Annotated in this window: 13 protein-coding genes and 1 pseudogene; 2 read left to right on the top strand and 12 right to left on the bottom strand. The window is 63.6% G+C overall.

The features are described 5' to 3' along the window. Positions 1–176: 176 nt before the first annotated feature. From NLY37_RS30350 to NLY37_RS30325, 6 genes and pseudogenes are all read right to left on the bottom strand, one after another. Positions 177–493, bottom strand: a pseudogene (locus NLY37_RS30350) (Arm DNA-binding domain-containing protein); the annotation flags it as partial. Positions 494–717: 224 nt separating this feature from the next. Beyond that, the gene (guaA, locus tag NLY37_RS30345) at positions 718–2,295 is read right to left on the bottom strand and encodes a glutamine-hydrolyzing GMP synthase (RefSeq protein ID WP_023740506.1); all 1,578 of its coding nucleotides are present in this window, start codon (positions 2,293–2,295) and stop codon (positions 718–720) included. A gap of 55 nt (positions 2,296–2,350) precedes the next feature. Then, the gene (locus NLY37_RS30340; protein WP_033002973.1) at positions 2,351–3,016 is read right to left on the bottom strand and encodes a 5'-methylthioadenosine/S-adenosylhomocysteine nucleosidase; all 666 of its coding nucleotides are present in this window, start codon (positions 3,014–3,016) and stop codon (positions 2,351–2,353) included. Then, entirely contained in the window at positions 3,016–3,474 is a 459-nt protein-coding gene (locus NLY37_RS30335; protein WP_023701303.1) for a PaaI family thioesterase, read from the bottom strand. Before NLY37_RS30335 ends, NLY37_RS30340 begins: the two co-directional genes overlap by 1 nt. Positions 3,475–3,558: 84 nt before the next feature. Beyond that, positions 3,559–4,011, bottom strand: coding sequence for a TspO/MBR family protein (locus NLY37_RS30330; protein WP_023738282.1), 453 nt, complete (start codon positions 4,009–4,011; stop codon positions 3,559–3,561). Between the two features lie 71 nt (positions 4,012–4,082). After that, positions 4,083–5,372 carry an RsmB/NOP family class I SAM-dependent RNA methyltransferase gene (locus tag NLY37_RS30325; RefSeq protein ID WP_023738281.1) on the bottom strand — a complete coding sequence of 430 codons (1,290 nt, stop codon included), beginning with the start codon at positions 5,370–5,372 and terminating at the stop codon, positions 4,083–4,085. Positions 5,373–5,690: 318 nt separating this feature from the next. Between NLY37_RS30325 and NLY37_RS30320 the strand changes: the two genes are divergently transcribed. Further along, on the top strand, positions 5,691–6,368 hold the full coding sequence (locus NLY37_RS30320; protein WP_023681822.1) for an MIP family channel protein: 678 nt from the start codon (positions 5,691–5,693) through the stop codon (positions 6,366–6,368). A 64-nt stretch (positions 6,369–6,432) separates the two neighbouring features. On the opposite strand, the gene katG is transcribed toward NLY37_RS30320, so the two are convergent. Beyond that, complete coding sequence (gene katG, locus NLY37_RS30315) at positions 6,433–8,628, bottom strand: catalase/peroxidase HPI (protein WP_023740504.1); 2,196 nt, start codon at positions 8,626–8,628, stop codon at positions 6,433–6,435. A 140-nt stretch (positions 8,629–8,768) separates the two neighbouring features. On the opposite strand from katG, the gene NLY37_RS30310 reads away from it, so the two are divergent. Next, entirely contained in the window at positions 8,769–9,677 is a 909-nt protein-coding gene (locus NLY37_RS30310; protein WP_023704464.1) for a hydrogen peroxide-inducible genes activator, read from the top strand. A gap of 109 nt (positions 9,678–9,786) precedes the next feature. On the opposite strand, the gene NLY37_RS30305 is transcribed toward NLY37_RS30310, so the two are convergent. From NLY37_RS30305 to hisS, 5 genes are all read right to left on the bottom strand, one after another. Then, entirely contained in the window at positions 9,787–10,890 is a 1,104-nt protein-coding gene (locus tag NLY37_RS30305) for a calcium:cation antiporter (protein ID WP_023740503.1), read from the bottom strand. Between the two features lie 95 nt (positions 10,891–10,985). Then, a complete protein-coding gene (locus tag NLY37_RS30300; protein WP_023740502.1) occupies positions 10,986–12,746 on the bottom strand; it encodes an AMP-binding protein in 1,761 nt (586 codons plus the stop codon). A 231-nt stretch (positions 12,747–12,977) separates the two neighbouring features. Beyond that, positions 12,978–13,679 (bottom strand): ATP phosphoribosyltransferase, encoded by a 702-nt coding sequence (hisG, locus tag NLY37_RS30295; RefSeq protein ID WP_023740501.1) that lies wholly within the window; start codon positions 13,677–13,679, stop codon positions 12,978–12,980. Continuing rightward, the gene (locus tag NLY37_RS30290; RefSeq protein ID WP_023740500.1) at positions 13,676–14,794 is read right to left on the bottom strand and encodes an ATP phosphoribosyltransferase regulatory subunit; all 1,119 of its coding nucleotides are present in this window, start codon (positions 14,792–14,794) and stop codon (positions 13,676–13,678) included. The genes hisG and NLY37_RS30290 overlap by 4 nt, the downstream gene beginning before the upstream one ends. A 178-nt stretch (positions 14,795–14,972) precedes the next feature. Next, complete coding sequence (gene hisS / locus NLY37_RS30285) at positions 14,973–16,478, bottom strand: histidine--tRNA ligase (RefSeq protein ID WP_286441175.1); 1,506 nt, start codon at positions 16,476–16,478, stop codon at positions 14,973–14,975. Positions 16,479–16,557 lie beyond the last annotated feature (79 nt).

Raw genomic sequence — 16,557 nt, 5'->3', positions numbered from 1 at the left:
AACTCGGCTGCTCAAATGGCTTCGATGCAGCAGCTCTGCACTCAGGTGCAAGGGATGTGAGTGAATGCGGCGCTCCGGGCCGGCTTGGCCGGATTAAGAAGAGGCCTTGAAGGCCCGGGCATCGCTTTGGTTTGGTAGCCATTTCGGCGCTGAAGTCGGCCGGAGACCGGGGTCACAACTCGGCGCTTGTCGCGCTGTTTCTCGATCGCCGGCGATCGTCCCTCGACAATAGCGCGCTTCGCGTCGAGACACTTCTCTCGGGCAAGGGTAAGTGAGATTCCGCCCCGCCCATACCTGCCTAGATAGACCGTCTCCTGGCGTCCGTTGAGCCTGTAGTCCAGCCGAACCAGATCGCACCACTGGGCATCGCGCGGACATACATGCCGTCACGGTCTGCAATCTTATAGATTTTCTCTTTTGGTTTCAGTGCCTTAAGGGCGGCATCCGTCTGAAAAGTACCGTCAGTACAATTTCGAGGCTCTTCGGCAGAAATTTTGTTTTATCTTCAATTCCTTAAGGCATAAAAAAGTACCGTCAGAGCCTCATTGGATCTGACGGCACTTCGAAAAATCTGAGCTAGCAATATGCGGAAGGTCCGTCAGCCGGTCCGTCAATCCAATCTCTGCGCACCGATTGTCGCCGAATGGGTTTATATGTGTTGTCAAATAGTTATGGCGTACAATGGCGTGTTTTCGGCGGCGTTTGAGTGGGCCTGAATCACTCCCACTCGATGGTGCCTGGCGGCTTTGACGTCACGTCGTAGACGACGCGGTTGATGCCGCGGACTTCGTTGATGATGCGGGTGGCCGCCGCGCCGAGGAAAGCCATGTCGTAGTGGTAGAAGTCGGCGGTCATGCCGTCGACGGACGTCACGGCGCGCAGGGCGCAGACGAATTCGTAGGTGCGGCCGTCGCCCATCACACCGACGGTCTGCACCGGAAGCAGCACGGCGAAAGCCTGCCAGATGGCGTCGTAGAGGCCGGCCTTTCGGATCTCGTCGAGATAGATGGCGTCGGCCTCGCGCAGGATTTCGAGCTTTTCGCGGGTGATACCGCCGGGGCAGCGGATGGCAAGGCCTGGTCCGGGGAACGGATGGCGGCCAATAAAACTTTCGGGCAGGCCGAGTTCCTTGCCCAGTGCCCTCACCTCGTCCTTGAACAGTTCGCGCAGCGGCTCGACCAGCTGCATGTTCATGCGCGCCGGCAGGCCGCCGACATTGTGGTGCGACTTGATGGTCACCGACGGGCCGCCGGTGAAGGAGACGCTCTCGATGACGTCGGGATAGAGCGTGCCTTGCGCCAGGAAATCGGCGCCGCCGAGTTTCTTGGCCTCTTCCTCGAACACCTCGATGAACAGCCGGCCGATGGTCTTGCGCTTCGTCTCGGGGTCGGACTCGCCTTCCAGCGCGGAGATGAATTTTTCCGACGCGTCGACAAGGATCAGCGGCAGATTATAGTGCTGGCGGAACATCGCCACCACGCCGGCGGCCTCGTCCTTGCGCATAAGGCCATGGTCGACAAGAATGCAGGTCAGCTGGTCGCCTACCGCTTCGTGGATCAGCAAGGCAGCGACCGATGAATCCACGCCGCCCGACAGCGCGCAGATCACCTTGCCCTTGCCGACCTGTTTGCGAATTGTCTCGACCGCATGCTCGCGATAGGCGCGCATCGTCCAGTCGCCTTCGATGCCGGCGATGTTGTGCACGAAGTTTCTCAGCAGCCTGGCGCCATCCGGCGTATGCACAACTTCCGGGTGGAACATGATGCCGTACATCTTGCGCGCGACATTGCCGAAGATGGCGAAGGGCGAGCCTTCCGACTTGCCGAAGACTTCGAACCCCTTGGGCAGCGAGATGACGCGGTCGCCATGGCTCATCCACACCTGGTGGCGCTGGCCTGGCGCCCACAGGCCCTCGAACAGCGGGCTGTCCTTTTCGATCTCGACGAAGGCGCGGCCGAATTCGCGATGGTTCGAGCTTTCGGCGACGCCGCCCATCTGCACGCACATGGCCATCTGGCCATAGCAGATACCGAGCACAGGTACGCCGGCATCGAAGACGATCTGCGGCGCGCGCGGGCTGCCGATGTCCGATGTCGAGGCGGGACCGCCCGACAGGATCACGGCTTTCGGATTGATGCGCTTGAAGGCAGCTTCGGCCGATTGGAACGGCACGATCTCGGAAAACACGCCAGCCTCGCGGATGCGGCGGGCGATGAGTTGCGTAAACTGGCTGCCGAAATCGATGATGAGAACGGTGTCGGCCAGGACTGTATCGGGATGATTGGCTGTCGTCATGGCGAGCCTTTAGAGAAAGAAACGAGTCGGCGCAATGGGGTGCGTAGCCCGACTTTCAGAGCGCTGCCGGCTCTTGCCCAGGCTGCTCCTTGTGTAGCGTGCCGGAGCCGATGGCCTGTTCGAGGCGCACGACTGCATCCGCCAGCTTCTCGTCGATGACATGCAGATATTCGGTCCAGTCGCCAACGTGGCGCAGATCGGCTGCACCGTCTGAAATGCCGCGCAGGCCGATAAGCGGGACATCGAACAACTGGCAGGCGCGCAGGCAGGCGAAGGTTTCCATGTCGACCATATCGGCGGCGATGGCGTCGTAGGCGGCGCCGGTGATGATGGCGCCGCCGGTCGACAGGCTGGCTTCTTTAATGCCCGGTATCCTGAATGATAGCGGGACGGTCACCGGCAGGTCGAGGAACGGCGTCGCGCCTTTTTCGAAGCCTAGCGGCGAAGCGTCGATGTCGCGATAGCTGACCGAGACCGCCTGGTAGATTTCAGTCTGCTCCAGTGTGCGGCTGCCGGCGGAGCCGAGCGAGACGACGAGATCGGGCAACGCCTTCTCGGATTTCAGCCATGACAGTTCGGCGCCGAGCCGCACACCTGCCTCTACCGGGCCGACGCCCGTCATCAGCGGCGTGAACAGTTTTTGCAGATGCGGACCGTACTCGGCCTGCGCCGCCATGACGAAGAGGACGTCCTTGCCACCAATTCGCGTAATTTTGGCCATCAGCCTGCTATCCCGTCACGGCCAACCACCGTCATCATCGTGCCGGTCATGGTCGCGATCAGCTTGGCCTCGCCATCGGCGGCAAAGGCGTACGCTTGGCCATCGGCGACAATGATGGTGCGGCCGGGTTTGGTCACCGAGCCGCGGAACAGGAAGCGTTCGCCCCGGCCGGGCGCCAGGAGGTTGACCTTGAACTCAATGGTCAGCACACCGGAATTTTCCGGCATCAGCGAAAATGCGGCATAGCCGCAGGCCGAATCCAGCGCCGTCGAAATCACCCCGGCATGCAGGAAACCGTGCTGCTGGGTCAGTGCCTGGGAATAGGGCATTTCGATCTCGATGATGCCCGGCGTCACAAGCGTCAGCTCGGCGCCGATGGTCGCCATCGCCTGCTGGCGGGCGAACGACGCCCTGACGCGGTCCTCATAATCGGGTGCGGGTACGATCTTTGCTGCCATGGCCATCGCCCTGATTTACCTGCAAAGCTTATCGCAGACGCCTGAACGCCACGCAAATGCTTTTGCTGCACTGCAGCAAAGCACTCAGTTCAACAGGAGCAGCGACGCGTTGAGCAAGGTGGCGAAGGCTACCCACGCGGCATAGGGCGCAAACAGCCAGCCGGAAACCCGATGGCGGTTCCACACCGTGGCTATGAACAGCGCAATGCTGGCGAGAAGAGCCAGGATCACGACCAGTGCCGGCCCCATCTGTTTGGCGCCGAAGAAAGTCGGCGACCACGCGAAGTTCAGAACAAGCTGGAGGGCCCAGATCTTCATCGCGGCGCCTGCTCGTTCCCGCTCCCATGTCCGCCAGCCGGCTACGGCGATCAGCACATAGAGGAGCGTCCAGGCCGGCGCGAAGACCCAGTTGGGCGGGTTGAAGGGCGGCTTGGCGAGCGAGGCATACCATTCACCCGGCAACGTCGCATAGCCGATCAGCAGGCCTCCGCCGAGCACCAGAATGAGGAAAAGCAGAAGCGACACATATCTTTGCAAGAATTCTACCCCGTCTGGCGGCCGACGCCGCGCATCTGCAACTGGCGCTATGTCAGCTGTCAATCGCAGCGTCAATTCGCCCCACGCAGCGCACAGAAATAGAACCCGTCGGTGCCGCTCAGCGCCGGCGACAGCGAGATGTCGCTTGTCTTGCCGATCCGGGCGGCCGCTGCGTGACCGGGGAAGCTGATATCCCAGAGCGCGCGATGATCGACCGGGACAAAGCCCTTGTGGCGCTCGCGAAAGGCGGCGATCTGCTCGCCATTCTCCTCGTCGAACACCGAACAGGTGATGTAGACCAGCAGGCCGCCGGGTTTGACATAGGCCTTGGCCGCGTCGAGGATCGCCGACTGCTCGCCCTTGCGGGCATCGAGCTGTCTCTGCGTCAGCCGCCATTTGGCGTCGGGACGGCGCCGCCAGGTGCCGCTGCCGGTGCAGGGCGCATCCACCAGCACGATGTCCATGTGGCCTGCGAGGGGGCTGAGCTCGGCCGGCTTGGTGACGACCTGGACGTTGCGGTTTTCCGAACGGCGGATGCGGTCGAAGATCGGCGCCAGCCGCGCCTTTTCGGCATCATGGGCGAAGACCTGGCCTTTGTTGGCCATCGCCGCCGACAGCGCCAGCGTCTTGCCGCCGGCGCCGGCGCAGAAATCGAGCACCTGCATCCCGGCTTGCGCGCCGGCAAGGGCGGCAACGATCTGCGAGCCTTCGTCCTGGACCTCGAACCAGCCTTTCTGGAAGGCCGGCTCGGCCTGTACGTTCGGGTGCCTGCCGTCGCCGTCGATGGGCGGGATGCGAATGCCTTGTGGCGCGATAGCGGCTGCCTTGGCGCCGGTTTCGGCGAGTTCCGCCAGCACTTTGGCGCGGTCGGACTGCAGCGTATTGACCCTGATGTCGAGCGGCGGGCGGGTCGCCAGGGCAGCACCTTCCGCAACCCAGTCTGTGCCAAAGGCTCGTTCGAACAACGGCGCGCACCAGTCAGGTATGTCCGCCCGCACCGCCTCCGGCGCGTCTTCAGGCCGGCGCTCGGCCAGCGCCTGCAACTCGGCGGCGCTGAGCAGCGGCGGCGCGAACTTGTCACCCTGGAGCGCATCGTTAAGCGATTGCGGCGTCTGGCCCCATTCGATGAGCAGCGCGCCGAAGCCGATGGCGCGGGGCGTGTCTTCACCCAAAAGCCAGCCGGCGGAACGTTTGTGGCGCAGCGCGTCGTAGACGATGTTGCCGATCGCCGCGCGGTCGCCGCCGCCCGCAAAGCGATGCGACAGGCCCCAATCTCTCAGCGCATCGGCCACCGGCCGGTGGCGCCGGCCAATGTCGTCCAGCACTTCAATGGCTGCCGCCAGCCGTCCGCCCAGTCGCATTCGTCATTCCATCTATCGAGCACAGTATCTTTCGGCCTGCTCTTAGAGCGTTTCGCGTCGAGATTGAACCCCGCTTGAATTTCGCGGCGACGAGGCCTTCCGCTCGCGGCCGACAATTTCCCCGCCGGCAAATGTCCGCCCGCCGGCGATAACAAATCTCAAATATATGCAAGGTCTCTAATGTTGGTAACTGGCCGCCGTAAGCACGATCTGTGGCGCAATTGCTCTGCTTTCCAAGCTTTTGCGTTGGGAATACTCTTTGCGCCATGATTCGCGGCGCGGAAAAGCGGACCGACGGATCGATACGAGGAGAGGGCAATGAAAACGTATCTTGCGGAAGTTCTAGGGACATTTCTATTGGTGTTTATCGGCACGGCGTCGGTGGCGACGGGTGGCTTTCTCGCCGACTTGCCGCTGGGCCAGGAAGCCATCGGCCTGGCGTTCGGCATCGGCCTGATTGCGGCGGCTTACGCGGTGGGTCCCATCTCAGGCGCACATCTCAACCCGGCCGTCACGCTCGGCGTCTTCCTTGCCGGCCGGCTGCCGGCCAAGGATGTCATTCCTTACTGGATCGCGCAGATCATCGGCGCCATTCTGGCCTCGCTGGCGCTGTGGATCATCGTCTCCGGCCAGACCGGCGGGCACACCACCGGTTTCGGCGCCAATGGCTGGGACGTGGCGAAATGGGGGACGAGTTCGGCCTTCCTATGGGAGCTGATCGGCACCTTCACCTTCGTCACCGTCATCCTTGGCGTCACCGCCGAGAAGCACTCGACGGCGTTCGCCGGCCTGGTCATCGGCCTGACGCTGGCCGGACTGCACTTCGCAATGATCCCGGTGACCGGCACCTCGCTCAATCCGGCGCGTTCGATCGGCCCGGCGCTGTTTACCGGCGGCGCAGCCCTCAGCCAGCTCTGGCTGTTCATCGTTGCGCCGCTGATCGGCGGCGCAATCGCTGGCGTCGTCGCCAAGGCACGCATCTTCGAAAAGGACTGATTTCGAAGCCTGCGAAAACGAAGGGCGCGGGCCTCGGCCCGCGCCCTTCGTTTGGGAGGTTGTATCAGGCAGCGATGTCGAAACGGTCGGCGTTCATCACCTTGGTCCACGCCTTGACGAAATCGCCAACGAAATTCTGCCCGGCATCCGCCGACCCGTAGACCTCGGCCAGCGCGCGCAGCTGCGCATGCGAGCCGAAGATCAGGTCGGCGCGCGTGGCGGTCCACCTGACCGCCCTGGTCTTGCGGTCGCGTGCTTCGTAGACCTCATGCGAGCCCGGCTCGGAGGCCGGATCCCAGATGGTGCTCATCGAGAGCAGGTTGACGAAGAAGTCGTTCGTCAGCGTGCCCGGCCTGTCGGTCAACACACCATGCTTCGAGCCGCCGGTGTTGGCGCCGAGCACGCGCAGGCCACCAACCAGCACCGTCATCTCCGGCGCCGTCAGGTTGAGCAGTTGCGCCCGGTCGACCAGCATGGCTTCGACCGACATGGGCGGTTTGCCACTGACATAGTTGCGGAAGCCGTCAATTTTCGGCTCGAGCGCCGCAAAGGAATGGACGTCCGTCTGCGCCTGCGAGGCGTCGGTGCGGCCGGGCGTGAAGGGGACCTTCACCGCATTGCCGCCATCCGTTGCGGCTTTCTCGACCGCGGCGACGCCGCCGAGCACGATGAGGTCGGCCAGCGAGACCTTCTTGCCGCCTGCGTTGAACTCGTTCTGGATGGCTTCGAGCTTCGCCAGCACGGTAGCCAGTTCGACAGGCTGGTTGACCTCCCAGTCCTTCTGCGGCGCCAGGCGAATGCGCGCGCCATTGGCGCCGCCGCGCTTGTCGGAGTTGCGGAAGGTCGAGGCCGAGGCCCAGGCGGTCGAGACCAATTGCGAAACGCTGAGGCCCGAAGCCAGGATCTTGGCCTTCAGCAATGCGATGTCCTGGTCGCTGACCAGCTCATGGTCGACGGCCGGAACCGGATCCTGCCAGATCAGCTCTTCCTTCGGCACCAACGGGCCGAGATACCGCACGACCGGCCCCATGTCGCGATGGGTGAGCTTGTACCAGGCACGGGCGAAGGCATCGGCGAACTGCTCCGGATGCTCATGGAAGCGGCGCGAGATCTTCTCATAGGCCGGGTCGGCCCGCAGCGCGAGGTCGGTGGTCAGCATTGCCGGCGCATGACGCTTCGAGGGATTGTGCGCGTCCGGCACCGTAACCGCGCCAGAGCCGCCCTTCGGCGTCCACTGATGGGCCCCGGCCGGGCTCTTGGTCAGCTCCCATTCGAAGTTGAAGAGATTGTCGAAGAAGTTGTTGCTCCACTTGGTCGGCGTCGTCGTCCAGGTAACTTCGAGGCCGGATGTGATCGCATCGCCGGCAATGCCGGTGGCATGCTTGCTCGACCAGCCGAGGCCCTGCGCCTCGATGCCCGCGCCTTCCGGCTCGGCGCCGACCAGTGTTGCATCACCGGCGCCATGGGTCTTGCCGAATGTGTGGCCGCCGGCGATCAGCGCCACGGTTTCCTCACCGTTCATTGCCATGCGCGCGAAGGTCTCGCGGATGTCGCGGGCTGAGGCCAGCGGATCCGGCTTGCCGTTCGGCCCTTCCGGGTTGACGTAGATCAGGCCCATCTGCACCGCGCCGAGATGGCCGTGCAACTCACGGTCGCCGGAATAGCGCTTGTCGTCGAGCCACTTGGTTTCCGAACCCCAGTCGACATCCTGCTCGGGCTCCCAGACATCGGCGCGGCCACCGGCAAAGCCAAAGGTCTTGAAGCCCATCGATTCCAGCGCGACGTTGCCGGTGAGAATCAACAGGTCGGCCCAGGAGATCTTGCGGCCGTATTTCTGCTTGACCGGCCACAGCAGCCGGCGCGCCTTGTCGAGATTGGCGTTGTCCGGCCAGCTGTTCAGCGGCGCGAAACGCTGCTGGCCCGCACCGGCGCCACCCCGGCCGTCGCCGATGCGATAGGTGCCGGCGCTGTGCCAGGCCATGCGGATGAACAGCGGCCCGTAATGGCCGAAATCGGCCGGCCACCAATCCTGCGAATCCGTCATCACCTTGTGCAAATCCTCGATCACCGCGTCGAGGTCGAGCGTCTTGAACTCCGCGGCGTAGTCGAAAGCTTCGCCCATCGGGTCCGAAAGGCTCGACTGCTGGTGGAGAACGCCGATGTCGAGCTGGTTCGGCCACCAGTCGCGGTTGGTCCTGGCGGAGGTTCCATGCGCGACCGGGCATTTGCCGGCGCTGTTGTCGTCGGTCATCGCATCCATCTTGGCCTCCGAATTGCTGATTTATGTGTTGTTTTTTCCGGGCCGGCCGGGAGCCGCGCCACTCTGGAATGGTTCCAGACTAAGCCGTCTCTTCGATAAAAACAAATTGCCTTTCCTGTTTGTTGCGATAGGTTTTCCTTATGATTGGCTTGACCGTGCGGCAGATGCAATATTTCGAGGCTTTGGCGCAAACGCTGCATTTCGGCCGCGCCGCAAAACTCGCCGGCGTCAGCCAGCCGGCGCTGTCCGCGCAGATCGCCGAGATGGAGCAAAGGCTGAACTGCCGGCTGTTCGAGCGCGGCGGCAAGACGGTGCGGATGACGGAAGAGGCGCAAGCGCTGCTGCCACGCATCGAGCGCATCCTGCGCGACATCAGTGATGTCGAGACGACGGCCCGGCGCGGCCGCCCGGCCATGGAAGGCCGCTTCCGGCTGGGCATCATCCCGACCGTGGCGCCGTATCTTTTGCCGCATGTGCTCCCGGAGCTGAAGCGGCATTTTCCGTCCCTGCAGCTCGAACTGCGCGAAGCAGTGACGGCATCACTGGTCGAAGACACGGCAACCGGACGGCTCGACGCCTTCATCGCCGCGCTGCCGCTCGAGCAGCCGGGCCTGGTCACCGAGGAACTGTTCGCCGACCGCTTCTTCCTCGCCGTGCCAGCCGGAGATCCAGCCTTCGCCTCGCCACCGGTGCCGCCGGAAAGCCCGGCGCTGGAGCGGTTGATGCTTTTGGAGGAAGGCCACTGCCTGCGCGAACAGGCGCTGGCCCTGTGCGGCAGCGTGCGTCCCGTAGCGATGGCAAGCTACGGCGCCACCAGCCTGACGACGCTGCTGCAGATGGTGGCGCATGGTCTCGGCGTCACGCTTATCCCGGAAATGGCGGCGAAGCCGGCCAGCGCCATGCCGGACCTCAGGATCGTGCCGTTCCAGGAGCCAATGCCGCAACGCACGATCTGCCTCGCCTGGCGCCGCAACAAGGTGCGGCATGATGAATGCGTGGAACTGGCGAAGATCATTCGGGGGTTGGATGCGGCGGTGCTGGGGGTGTGAGTCGTTCGGGTCTTGGATGGCGCCTTGGGAACCCCGAAAAGAAACTCAAATCAGGCGCGTTCGAGAATACCCGCCTTGACGGCTGGTCGCCAGATCGCACCAAAAAGCCTCAAGGGATAAATACCAGAAATACATACGTAAAAAATACAACGGCATGGACGATTCCGGTCAGGAAGGTCGTCCTTTCGTTGCTAAAGCTTACGCCGCATATGAAAAGCGCTAAAACCAAAAGTACTGCGTCAGCTTCCGGGAGCCCCAGGGTCAACCCTCGTCCCGTAAGCAGGCTGGCTGCTGCGACCGCAGGTATCGTCAAACCAATCGTGGCGCAAGCCGAACCCATTGCGACATTCAGGCCGCGCTGCAGCTCATTGTTGAGTGAAGCGCGAACCGCCGAAATGGCTTCCGGCATCAAAACCAGACCCGCGATCATTGCCCCTACAATGCTGTCAGCCTGGGTCACCTGGTAAGCAACGAGCGCATTTTCAACACTTGCGGCGACCTGCTCGGCGAGCACGACAATTCCGATCAGTCCGATTACCAGGAGCAGAGCGCTGGAAGAGATGCTTTTGTGAGGGGCGGTTCGCGCCGAAAGGTCGTGTGCCAGTCCTTCGATGAAATCGTCCCGATGCCGGACTGTCTGCGCGAACACAAAGCTTGCATAGAGCAGCACGGAAAGAACGCTTACCAGGCCAAGCTGAGCTGCCGAAAATGTGCCGGGATCGGTGGTCCGCGTGTAGGTCGGCAGGATAAGCGTCATGACGGTCAGTGCGGCCAGAACCGCCAGATATGCGCTGGTCCCTTGCCGGACAATTGCCTGCTTGCGATGCCGCCAGCCGCCAAACGTGAGACACGTCCCCACAACGCCGGTGGAGGCAATCATCACCGTCGAGAAGACGGACTCACGTGCAAGCGTGGGGTTGTTCTCTCCATGCAGCATCATGGAAACGATGATCGACACCTCGATTGCCGTCACGGCAAAAGTCAGCACCAATGTGCCGTAGGGTTCCCCCACACGGTGGGCCACCGCCTCGGCGTGATCGAGCACCACGAAAATAGTGATGAACATGATCGCACTCGAGAGCGCTCCGACGAGAATCCTGACGCTCGGCGAACCTTCGTCCATCGATAGCCCGCTGACTCTGACCGCAACGGCCAGTGCCAGCGCGGCCAAAGGCATCGCATAGGAAGTCGCTGATCGTGCGAAACCAGTCATTCAAGCCCCAATGCGTTCGGCGAACCTTGCGGAAGCCTGTCGAGCACCCCAATGTCGTTTCGAAGCGGGCAATCCCGTCCCCCGGCGTTCAACCCTCAAGCCGTCTTCTGCACCACCAGCCCCAGTTCCTCCACCATCGCCTCGCGCATCAGAAACTTCTGCGGTTTTCCCGTCACCGTCATGGGCAGTTCGGTGCGGAAGCGGATGTAGCGGGGGATTTTGTAGTGGGCGATCTGGCCGGCGCAGAAATTCTTGATCTCCTGCTCGGTGGCGATCTGGTTGGGCTTCAGCACGATCCAGGCGCACAGCTCCTCGCCATATTTGGCGTCGGGAATGCCGAACACCTGCACCTCCTTGACCTTGGGATGGCGGTAGAGGAATTCCTCGACCTCTCTGGGATAGACGTTTTCGCCGCCGCGGATGACCATGTCCTTGACCCGGCCGACAATGTTGCAATAGCCCTTGGCGTCGATGGTGGCGAGATCACCGGTGTGCATCCAGCCGTCGGCGTCGATCGCCTCGCGGGTTTTTTCCGCGTCGTCCCAGTAGCCTTTCATGACGGAATAGCCGCGGGTGCACAGCTCGCCCGGCGCGCTGATGGCGACGGTGGCGCCCTCGGCGTCGATGGCCTTGACCTCGACATGCGGATGGATGCGCCCGACAGTGGAGACGCGTTTTTCCAGCGGGTCGTCGACGCTGCTCTGGAAGGAGACGGGACTCGTCTCCGTCATGCCATAGGCTATGGTCACCTCTTCCATATGCATCAGCGACACCACCTTCTTCATCACCTCGATCGGGCATGGTGAGCCCGCCATGATGCCGGTGCGCAGGCTGGAGAGATCGAAGCTGGCGAAATCCGCATGGTCGAGCATGGCGACGAACATGGTCGGTACGCCGTAAAGGCCGGTGCAGCGTTCCTGCGCCAACGCCTTCAGCGTGGCGCCGGCGTCAAAACCCTCGCCCGGGAAAACCATGGTTGCGCCTTTGGAGACACAGCCCATCGTGCCCATCGACATGCCGAAGCAGTGGTAGAGCGGCACCGGGATGCAGAGCCGGTCGTCGACGGTGAGCTTGATCGCAGCGGTGACGAAATTGCCATTGTTGACGATGTTGGTGTGGGTCAGCGTCGCGCCCTTGGGCGCGCCCGTCGTGCCTGATGTGAACTGGATGTTGATGGCCTCGCCCGGCTTCAGCCCTTCGGAGATGCGGTCGAGGCTGTCATGCTCGTCGCGGCCGGCCATCGACAGCACATCGGCGAAATTGAACATGCCGGGCGAGTTGTCGTCGCCCATGCGAATGACGATCTTCAGCGTCGGCAATTTCTGCGCCTTGAGCTTGCCGGGGGTGGCCTTGGCGAGCTCCGGCGCCAGCGTCTCGATCATGCCGAGATAGTCGGAGGTCTTGAAACTGGCGGCGGTGACCAGCGCCTTGCAGCTGACCTTGTTGAGGGCATATTCCAGCTCGGTCAGCCGGTAGGCCGGGTTGATGTTGACCAGGATCAGGCCGATGCGAGCTGTGGCGAATTGGGTGACCAGCCATTCCCAGCGGTTGGGCGACCAGATGCCGACACGGTCGCCTTTTTCGAGGCCGAGCGCCAGGAAGCCGGCGGCGAGCGTATCGACCGTGTCCGACAATTCGCTCCAGGTGAAGCGCTTGTCCTGTCCGACGAAGACGGCAGCATCCTGCGTGGCGTATCTGCCGACCGTGTCGGAGAAAAGCTGAGGGATCGTCTTGTCGAGCAGCGGCACCGAACGGTCGCCCGACACATGTGCCCGGCCGTCGAGCGGAGCGATGAACGCCCTGCCGCGCCCGCGCAGATTGGTGGCGTTCTTAAGCTCGTCGAGATTAATCGCCATCGCCGTTTCCTCCCGATGAGTGAGCCTAGCAGCCTGATGGGGTGGTGGAAAGTACAGGCGGTTCCCCTCCCCCTCGAGGGGAGGGTGCCTCGCGAAGCGAGGCGGGTGGGGTCCTCGGCGAAGTGCTCGACTTCCTTGGTCACGGTCGACCCGGCTTGGGTGGTCTCGCGTCGAGCACTGCCGGAGCGACCCCACCCGTCCATCCGCCTTTGGCGGCTGTCCACCCTCCCCTCAAGGGGGAGGGAGCGCGCTCATCTTCGCGGCTATTTCCCGCACTAGCGCCTCATCCGCAGCAGCACGATCTTTCCTGGCAGCCACGAGGCAGGCCTGCGACTTCAGCACAACCCCATCGGCCAGCACCTTGAGATGGTTGGCGCGCAGGGTCGAGCCGGTGGTGGTGATGTCGACGATGACATCGGCAAGGCCTGCCGCCGGCGCGCCTTCGGTGGCGCCGAGGCTTTCGACGATGCGGTAAACCTGGATGCCGTGCTTTTGCGAGAAGAATTGTTGCGTCAGCCGCCAATATTTGGTTGCGATCCTCAGCCGCCTGCCGTGGCGCTGGCGGAAATCGGCGGCGACATCGTCGAGATCGGCCATAGTATCGACGTCGAGCCAGATGCCGGGCACCGCGACCACGACATCGGCATGGCCGAAACCGAGACGGGCGACGATTTCGGCGCGCGCCTCCCAGTCGGCGAGGTTTTCGCGCAGCAGGTCCTCGCCGGTAATGCCGAGGTCGACCGAGCCTTGGCCGATCTCGCCGGCGATCTCGGACGCGGACAGGAACGCCACCTCGATGCCTTCGGCATTGTCGATGCGGGCGCGGTACTGGCGCTCATCGCCGGGCAGGCTGACTGCGAGTCCGGCTTTGGCCAACACTTCCAGCGCCTGCTCCTTGAGCCGGCCTTTGGATGGGATCGCCAGCGTGATCATTGCGGCTCTCCCCGCAGCGCTGCGATGCGGTCGAGCCAGACGGAGAAGCCGACGCCGGGGATCGGCGTCTTGGCGCCGAGCAGGGTCAGCAGCCGGTCGTAGCGTCCGCCACCGGCCAGCGGCCGCTCGCCGCCAAGTGCCGCGATCTCGAAGACGATGCCGGTATAGTAATCCAGCGGACGGCCGAAGGCGGCGTCATAGCGGATCGTCTTTGCGGGCAGGCCATGCGCCTCGATGGCTTTGGCGCGGGCGGCGAATTTTTCCAGCGCCGCGCCCAGCGAAAGCCCGGCAGAGGCCGCAAAACTTTCGAGCGCAGCACTCGCGCCGTCGAGCGGCACGTCGATGGCGAGAAAATCCCTGAGTGCTGCAAAGGCCTCGTTCGACAGCCGCACGCTGCGCAGTTCGGCCTTTTCGATCAGCCGCCGGGCAATGTCCGCCGGCGCGCGCCCGCCGGAGCCCGACAGGCCGGCCTCTTCCATGCCGCCGGCGATGTGGGCGGAAAGCGCTTCGAGATCGCCATCGAGCACAAGGGCCGCGACATCGCCGTCAAGCTGACCGTTGCGCGGCGGGTTGGCGAGATCGGCGAGTGCTGCCTGCAGCATCGGCGCCGAGCCGAAGGCGCGCGCAAGCCGCATGCGCCAGCCGCGCGGCAAGCCGAGTGCTGCCAGCACCGCCTCGAAGATGGTCTGGTCGCCGAGCGTGATCGCCAGAGGTTGCGCCGGCAGCACCAGCTGCAGCAGCGCATGCGCATCGGCCAGCGAACGGGCGTCGGCCTCAGCCGTATCGCGGTCGCCGAGATCCTCGATGCCGGCCTGAAAGAACTCGTTGCCGCCCTCGCGGCGCTGGCGGAACACTTCGCCGAGATAGGAATAGCGGCGCGGCGTGCCGGCCTGCGAGGCGATGTGGTCGAGGCAGACGGGGATGGTGAATTCGGGACGAAGGCACAGCGTCTTGCCGGTCTCGCTTTCGGTGAGAAAGATGCGGCGGCGCAGATCCTCGCCGGCCATGTCGAGGAACGGGTCGGCCGGCTGCAGCACCGCGACCTCAACCGCATGGGTGTTGCGGGTGGCGAAGAGCTTGGTGATTTCGGATGCGATGGCGGGATAGCGAGTCATCGGCTGGTTGGGTGCGAGGCACCCCCCTCTGGCCTGCCGGCCATCTCCCCCTCGAGGGGGGAGATTGGCAGCTTGGAGCGCAGCGCCTCTTCTTCAACGCCGGAGATTGGCGAAACCATGCGCGACATCCAATCTCCCCCCTTGAGGGGGAGATGGCCAGCAGGCCAGAGGGGGGCGTTCAAGCGCCACCCTTCGCACGGTCGGCCGCCTGCGCCGCCAAAATCTTCTTCACCTCGGCGACCAGCTCTCCCTCCGCCACCGTCACCTGCGCCGGGCGGGCAGCCCGCCATTCGGCGTTGTCGGTGATCTCAGCCGACATCCGCGCGCCTTCGATCAGATCCTTGATCTGCAGCTCGCCCTTGGCGCGCTCGTCGCCGCCCTGGATAACGGCGACCGGGCTGCCGCGGCGGTCGGCATATTTCAGCTGCGCCTTCATGCCGGCGCCGCCGAGATACATTTCGGAGCGGATGCCGGCCGCGCGCAGATCGGCCACCATCTTCTGGTAGCGACCGAGGCTTTCCGTATCCTTGTCCATCACCAGCACGACGACCGGCGCGATGACATCGGTGGTGTCCAGCTTGCCGAGGTTCTTCAGCGCCGTCATCAGGCGGGAGACGCCGATCGAAAAGCCGGTCGCCGGCACCGGCTCGCCACGGAAGCGCGAGACCAGCCCGTCATAGCGGCCGCCACCGCCGACCGAACCGAAGCGCACGATCTGGCCGTCTTCGTTGGGGATTTCGGCGAGCAATTCGGCTTCGAAGACCGGGCCGGTGTAGTATTCGAGGCCGCGCACGACGGAGCGGTCCATGGCGATGCGATCTTCGCCATATCCGGCCGCCCTGACCAGGGCTTCAATCGTCGCGAGCTCGCCGACGCCTTCTTGGTAAGTCGAGTTCGAGCTCACTATGGAAACCTGGTCGACCTGTGCGTTCCTTGCCGTGGCGAGAAGAACTGCTTCAGCTTGCCCGTCGTCCAAACCAGCGCCCTTGGCGAAGTCGCCCTCGCCTTCCTTGCCGCCATCCCATCGGCCCGGCCCAAGCAGAAGCTTCACGCTTTCCTGCCCGAGCTTGTCCAGCTTGTCGATGGCGCGCAGCACGGTCAGCCGGCGGCCGGCATTGTTGTCACCGCCAAGGCCGATCGCCTCCAGCACGCCGTCAAGCACCTTGCGGTTGTTGACGCGAATGACGTAGTCGCCGCGCTTGATGCCGAGCGCTTGCATCACGTCGGCCATCATCATGGCCATCTCGGCGTCGGCTGCGACGCCCGGCGTACCGATCGTGTCGGCGTCGAACTGCATGAACTGGCGGAAGCGGCCCGGGCCGGGCTTTTCGTTGCGGAACACCCAGCCGGAGCGGTAGCTGCGATAGGGTTTCGGCAGCTTCTCAAAATTCTCGGCGACGTAGCGCGCTGTCGGCGCAGTCAAATCGTAGCGCAGCGACAGCCACTGCTCGTCATCGTCCTGGAAAGAAAATACGCCCTCATTAGGCCGGTCCTGGTCGGGCAGGAACTTGCCGAGCGCATCGGTGTATTCGATCAGCGGCTGGTCGGCCGGCTCGAAACCGTAGAGCTCATAGACCGAACGGATCGTCGCCATCATCTTCTCGACGGCGCGGATATCGTCGGCGCTGCGGTCGGCAAAGCCGCGCGGCAGCCGCGCTTTCGTCTTTTCCGATTTGTCGGCCATGGGATGGGTCTTTTCGCTTAGTAATCGATGACTTGTTTGGAGTGGGCGTGTCCTAACCGAAGCGGCTTGGTGCGGCAAG

Origin of the sequence: Mesorhizobium sp. C395A (assembly GCF_030323205.1) — a bacterium.
GTDB lineage: Bacteria > Pseudomonadota > Alphaproteobacteria > Rhizobiales > Rhizobiaceae > Mesorhizobium.
Note: the sequence above shows the minus strand (reverse complement) of the source record. Positions and strands in the feature narration are given on the sequence as shown.

Bases quoted from the DNA above. Each gene is read 5' to 3' on its own strand.
- guaA (WP_023740506.1), bottom strand. From the start codon at position 2,295: ATGACGACAGCCAATCATCCCGATACAGTCCTGGCCGACACCGTTCTC.
- NLY37_RS30340 (WP_033002973.1), bottom strand. From the start codon at position 3,016: ATGGCCAAAATTACGCGAATTGGTGGCAAGGACGTCCTCTTCGTCATG.
- NLY37_RS30335 (WP_023701303.1), bottom strand. From the start codon at position 3,474: ATGGCAGCAAAGATCGTACCCGCACCCGATTATGAGGACCGCGTCAGG.
- NLY37_RS30325 (WP_023738281.1), bottom strand. From the start codon at position 5,372: ATGCGACTGGGCGGACGGCTGGCGGCAGCCATTGAAGTGCTGGACGAC.
- NLY37_RS30320 (WP_023681822.1), top strand. From the start codon at position 5,691: ATGAAAACGTATCTTGCGGAAGTTCTAGGGACATTTCTATTGGTGTTT.
- katG (WP_023740504.1), bottom strand. From the start codon at position 8,628: ATGGATGCGATGACCGACGACAACAGCGCCGGCAAATGCCCGGTCGCG.
- NLY37_RS30310 (WP_023704464.1), top strand. From the start codon at position 8,769: ATGATTGGCTTGACCGTGCGGCAGATGCAATATTTCGAGGCTTTGGCG.
- NLY37_RS30305 (WP_023740503.1), bottom strand. From the start codon at position 10,890: ATGACTGGTTTCGCACGATCAGCGACTTCCTATGCGATGCCTTTGGCC.
- NLY37_RS30300 (WP_023740502.1), bottom strand. From the start codon at position 12,746: ATGGCGATTAATCTCGACGAGCTTAAGAACGCCACCAATCTGCGCGGG.
- hisG (WP_023740501.1), bottom strand. From the start codon at position 13,679: ATGATCACGCTGGCGATCCCATCCAAAGGCCGGCTCAAGGAGCAGGCG.
- NLY37_RS30290 (WP_023740500.1), bottom strand. From the start codon at position 14,794: ATGACTCGCTATCCCGCCATCGCATCCGAAATCACCAAGCTCTTCGCC.
- hisS (WP_286441175.1), bottom strand. From the start codon at position 16,478: ATGGCCGACAAATCGGAAAAGACGAAAGCGCGGCTGCCGCGCGGCTTT.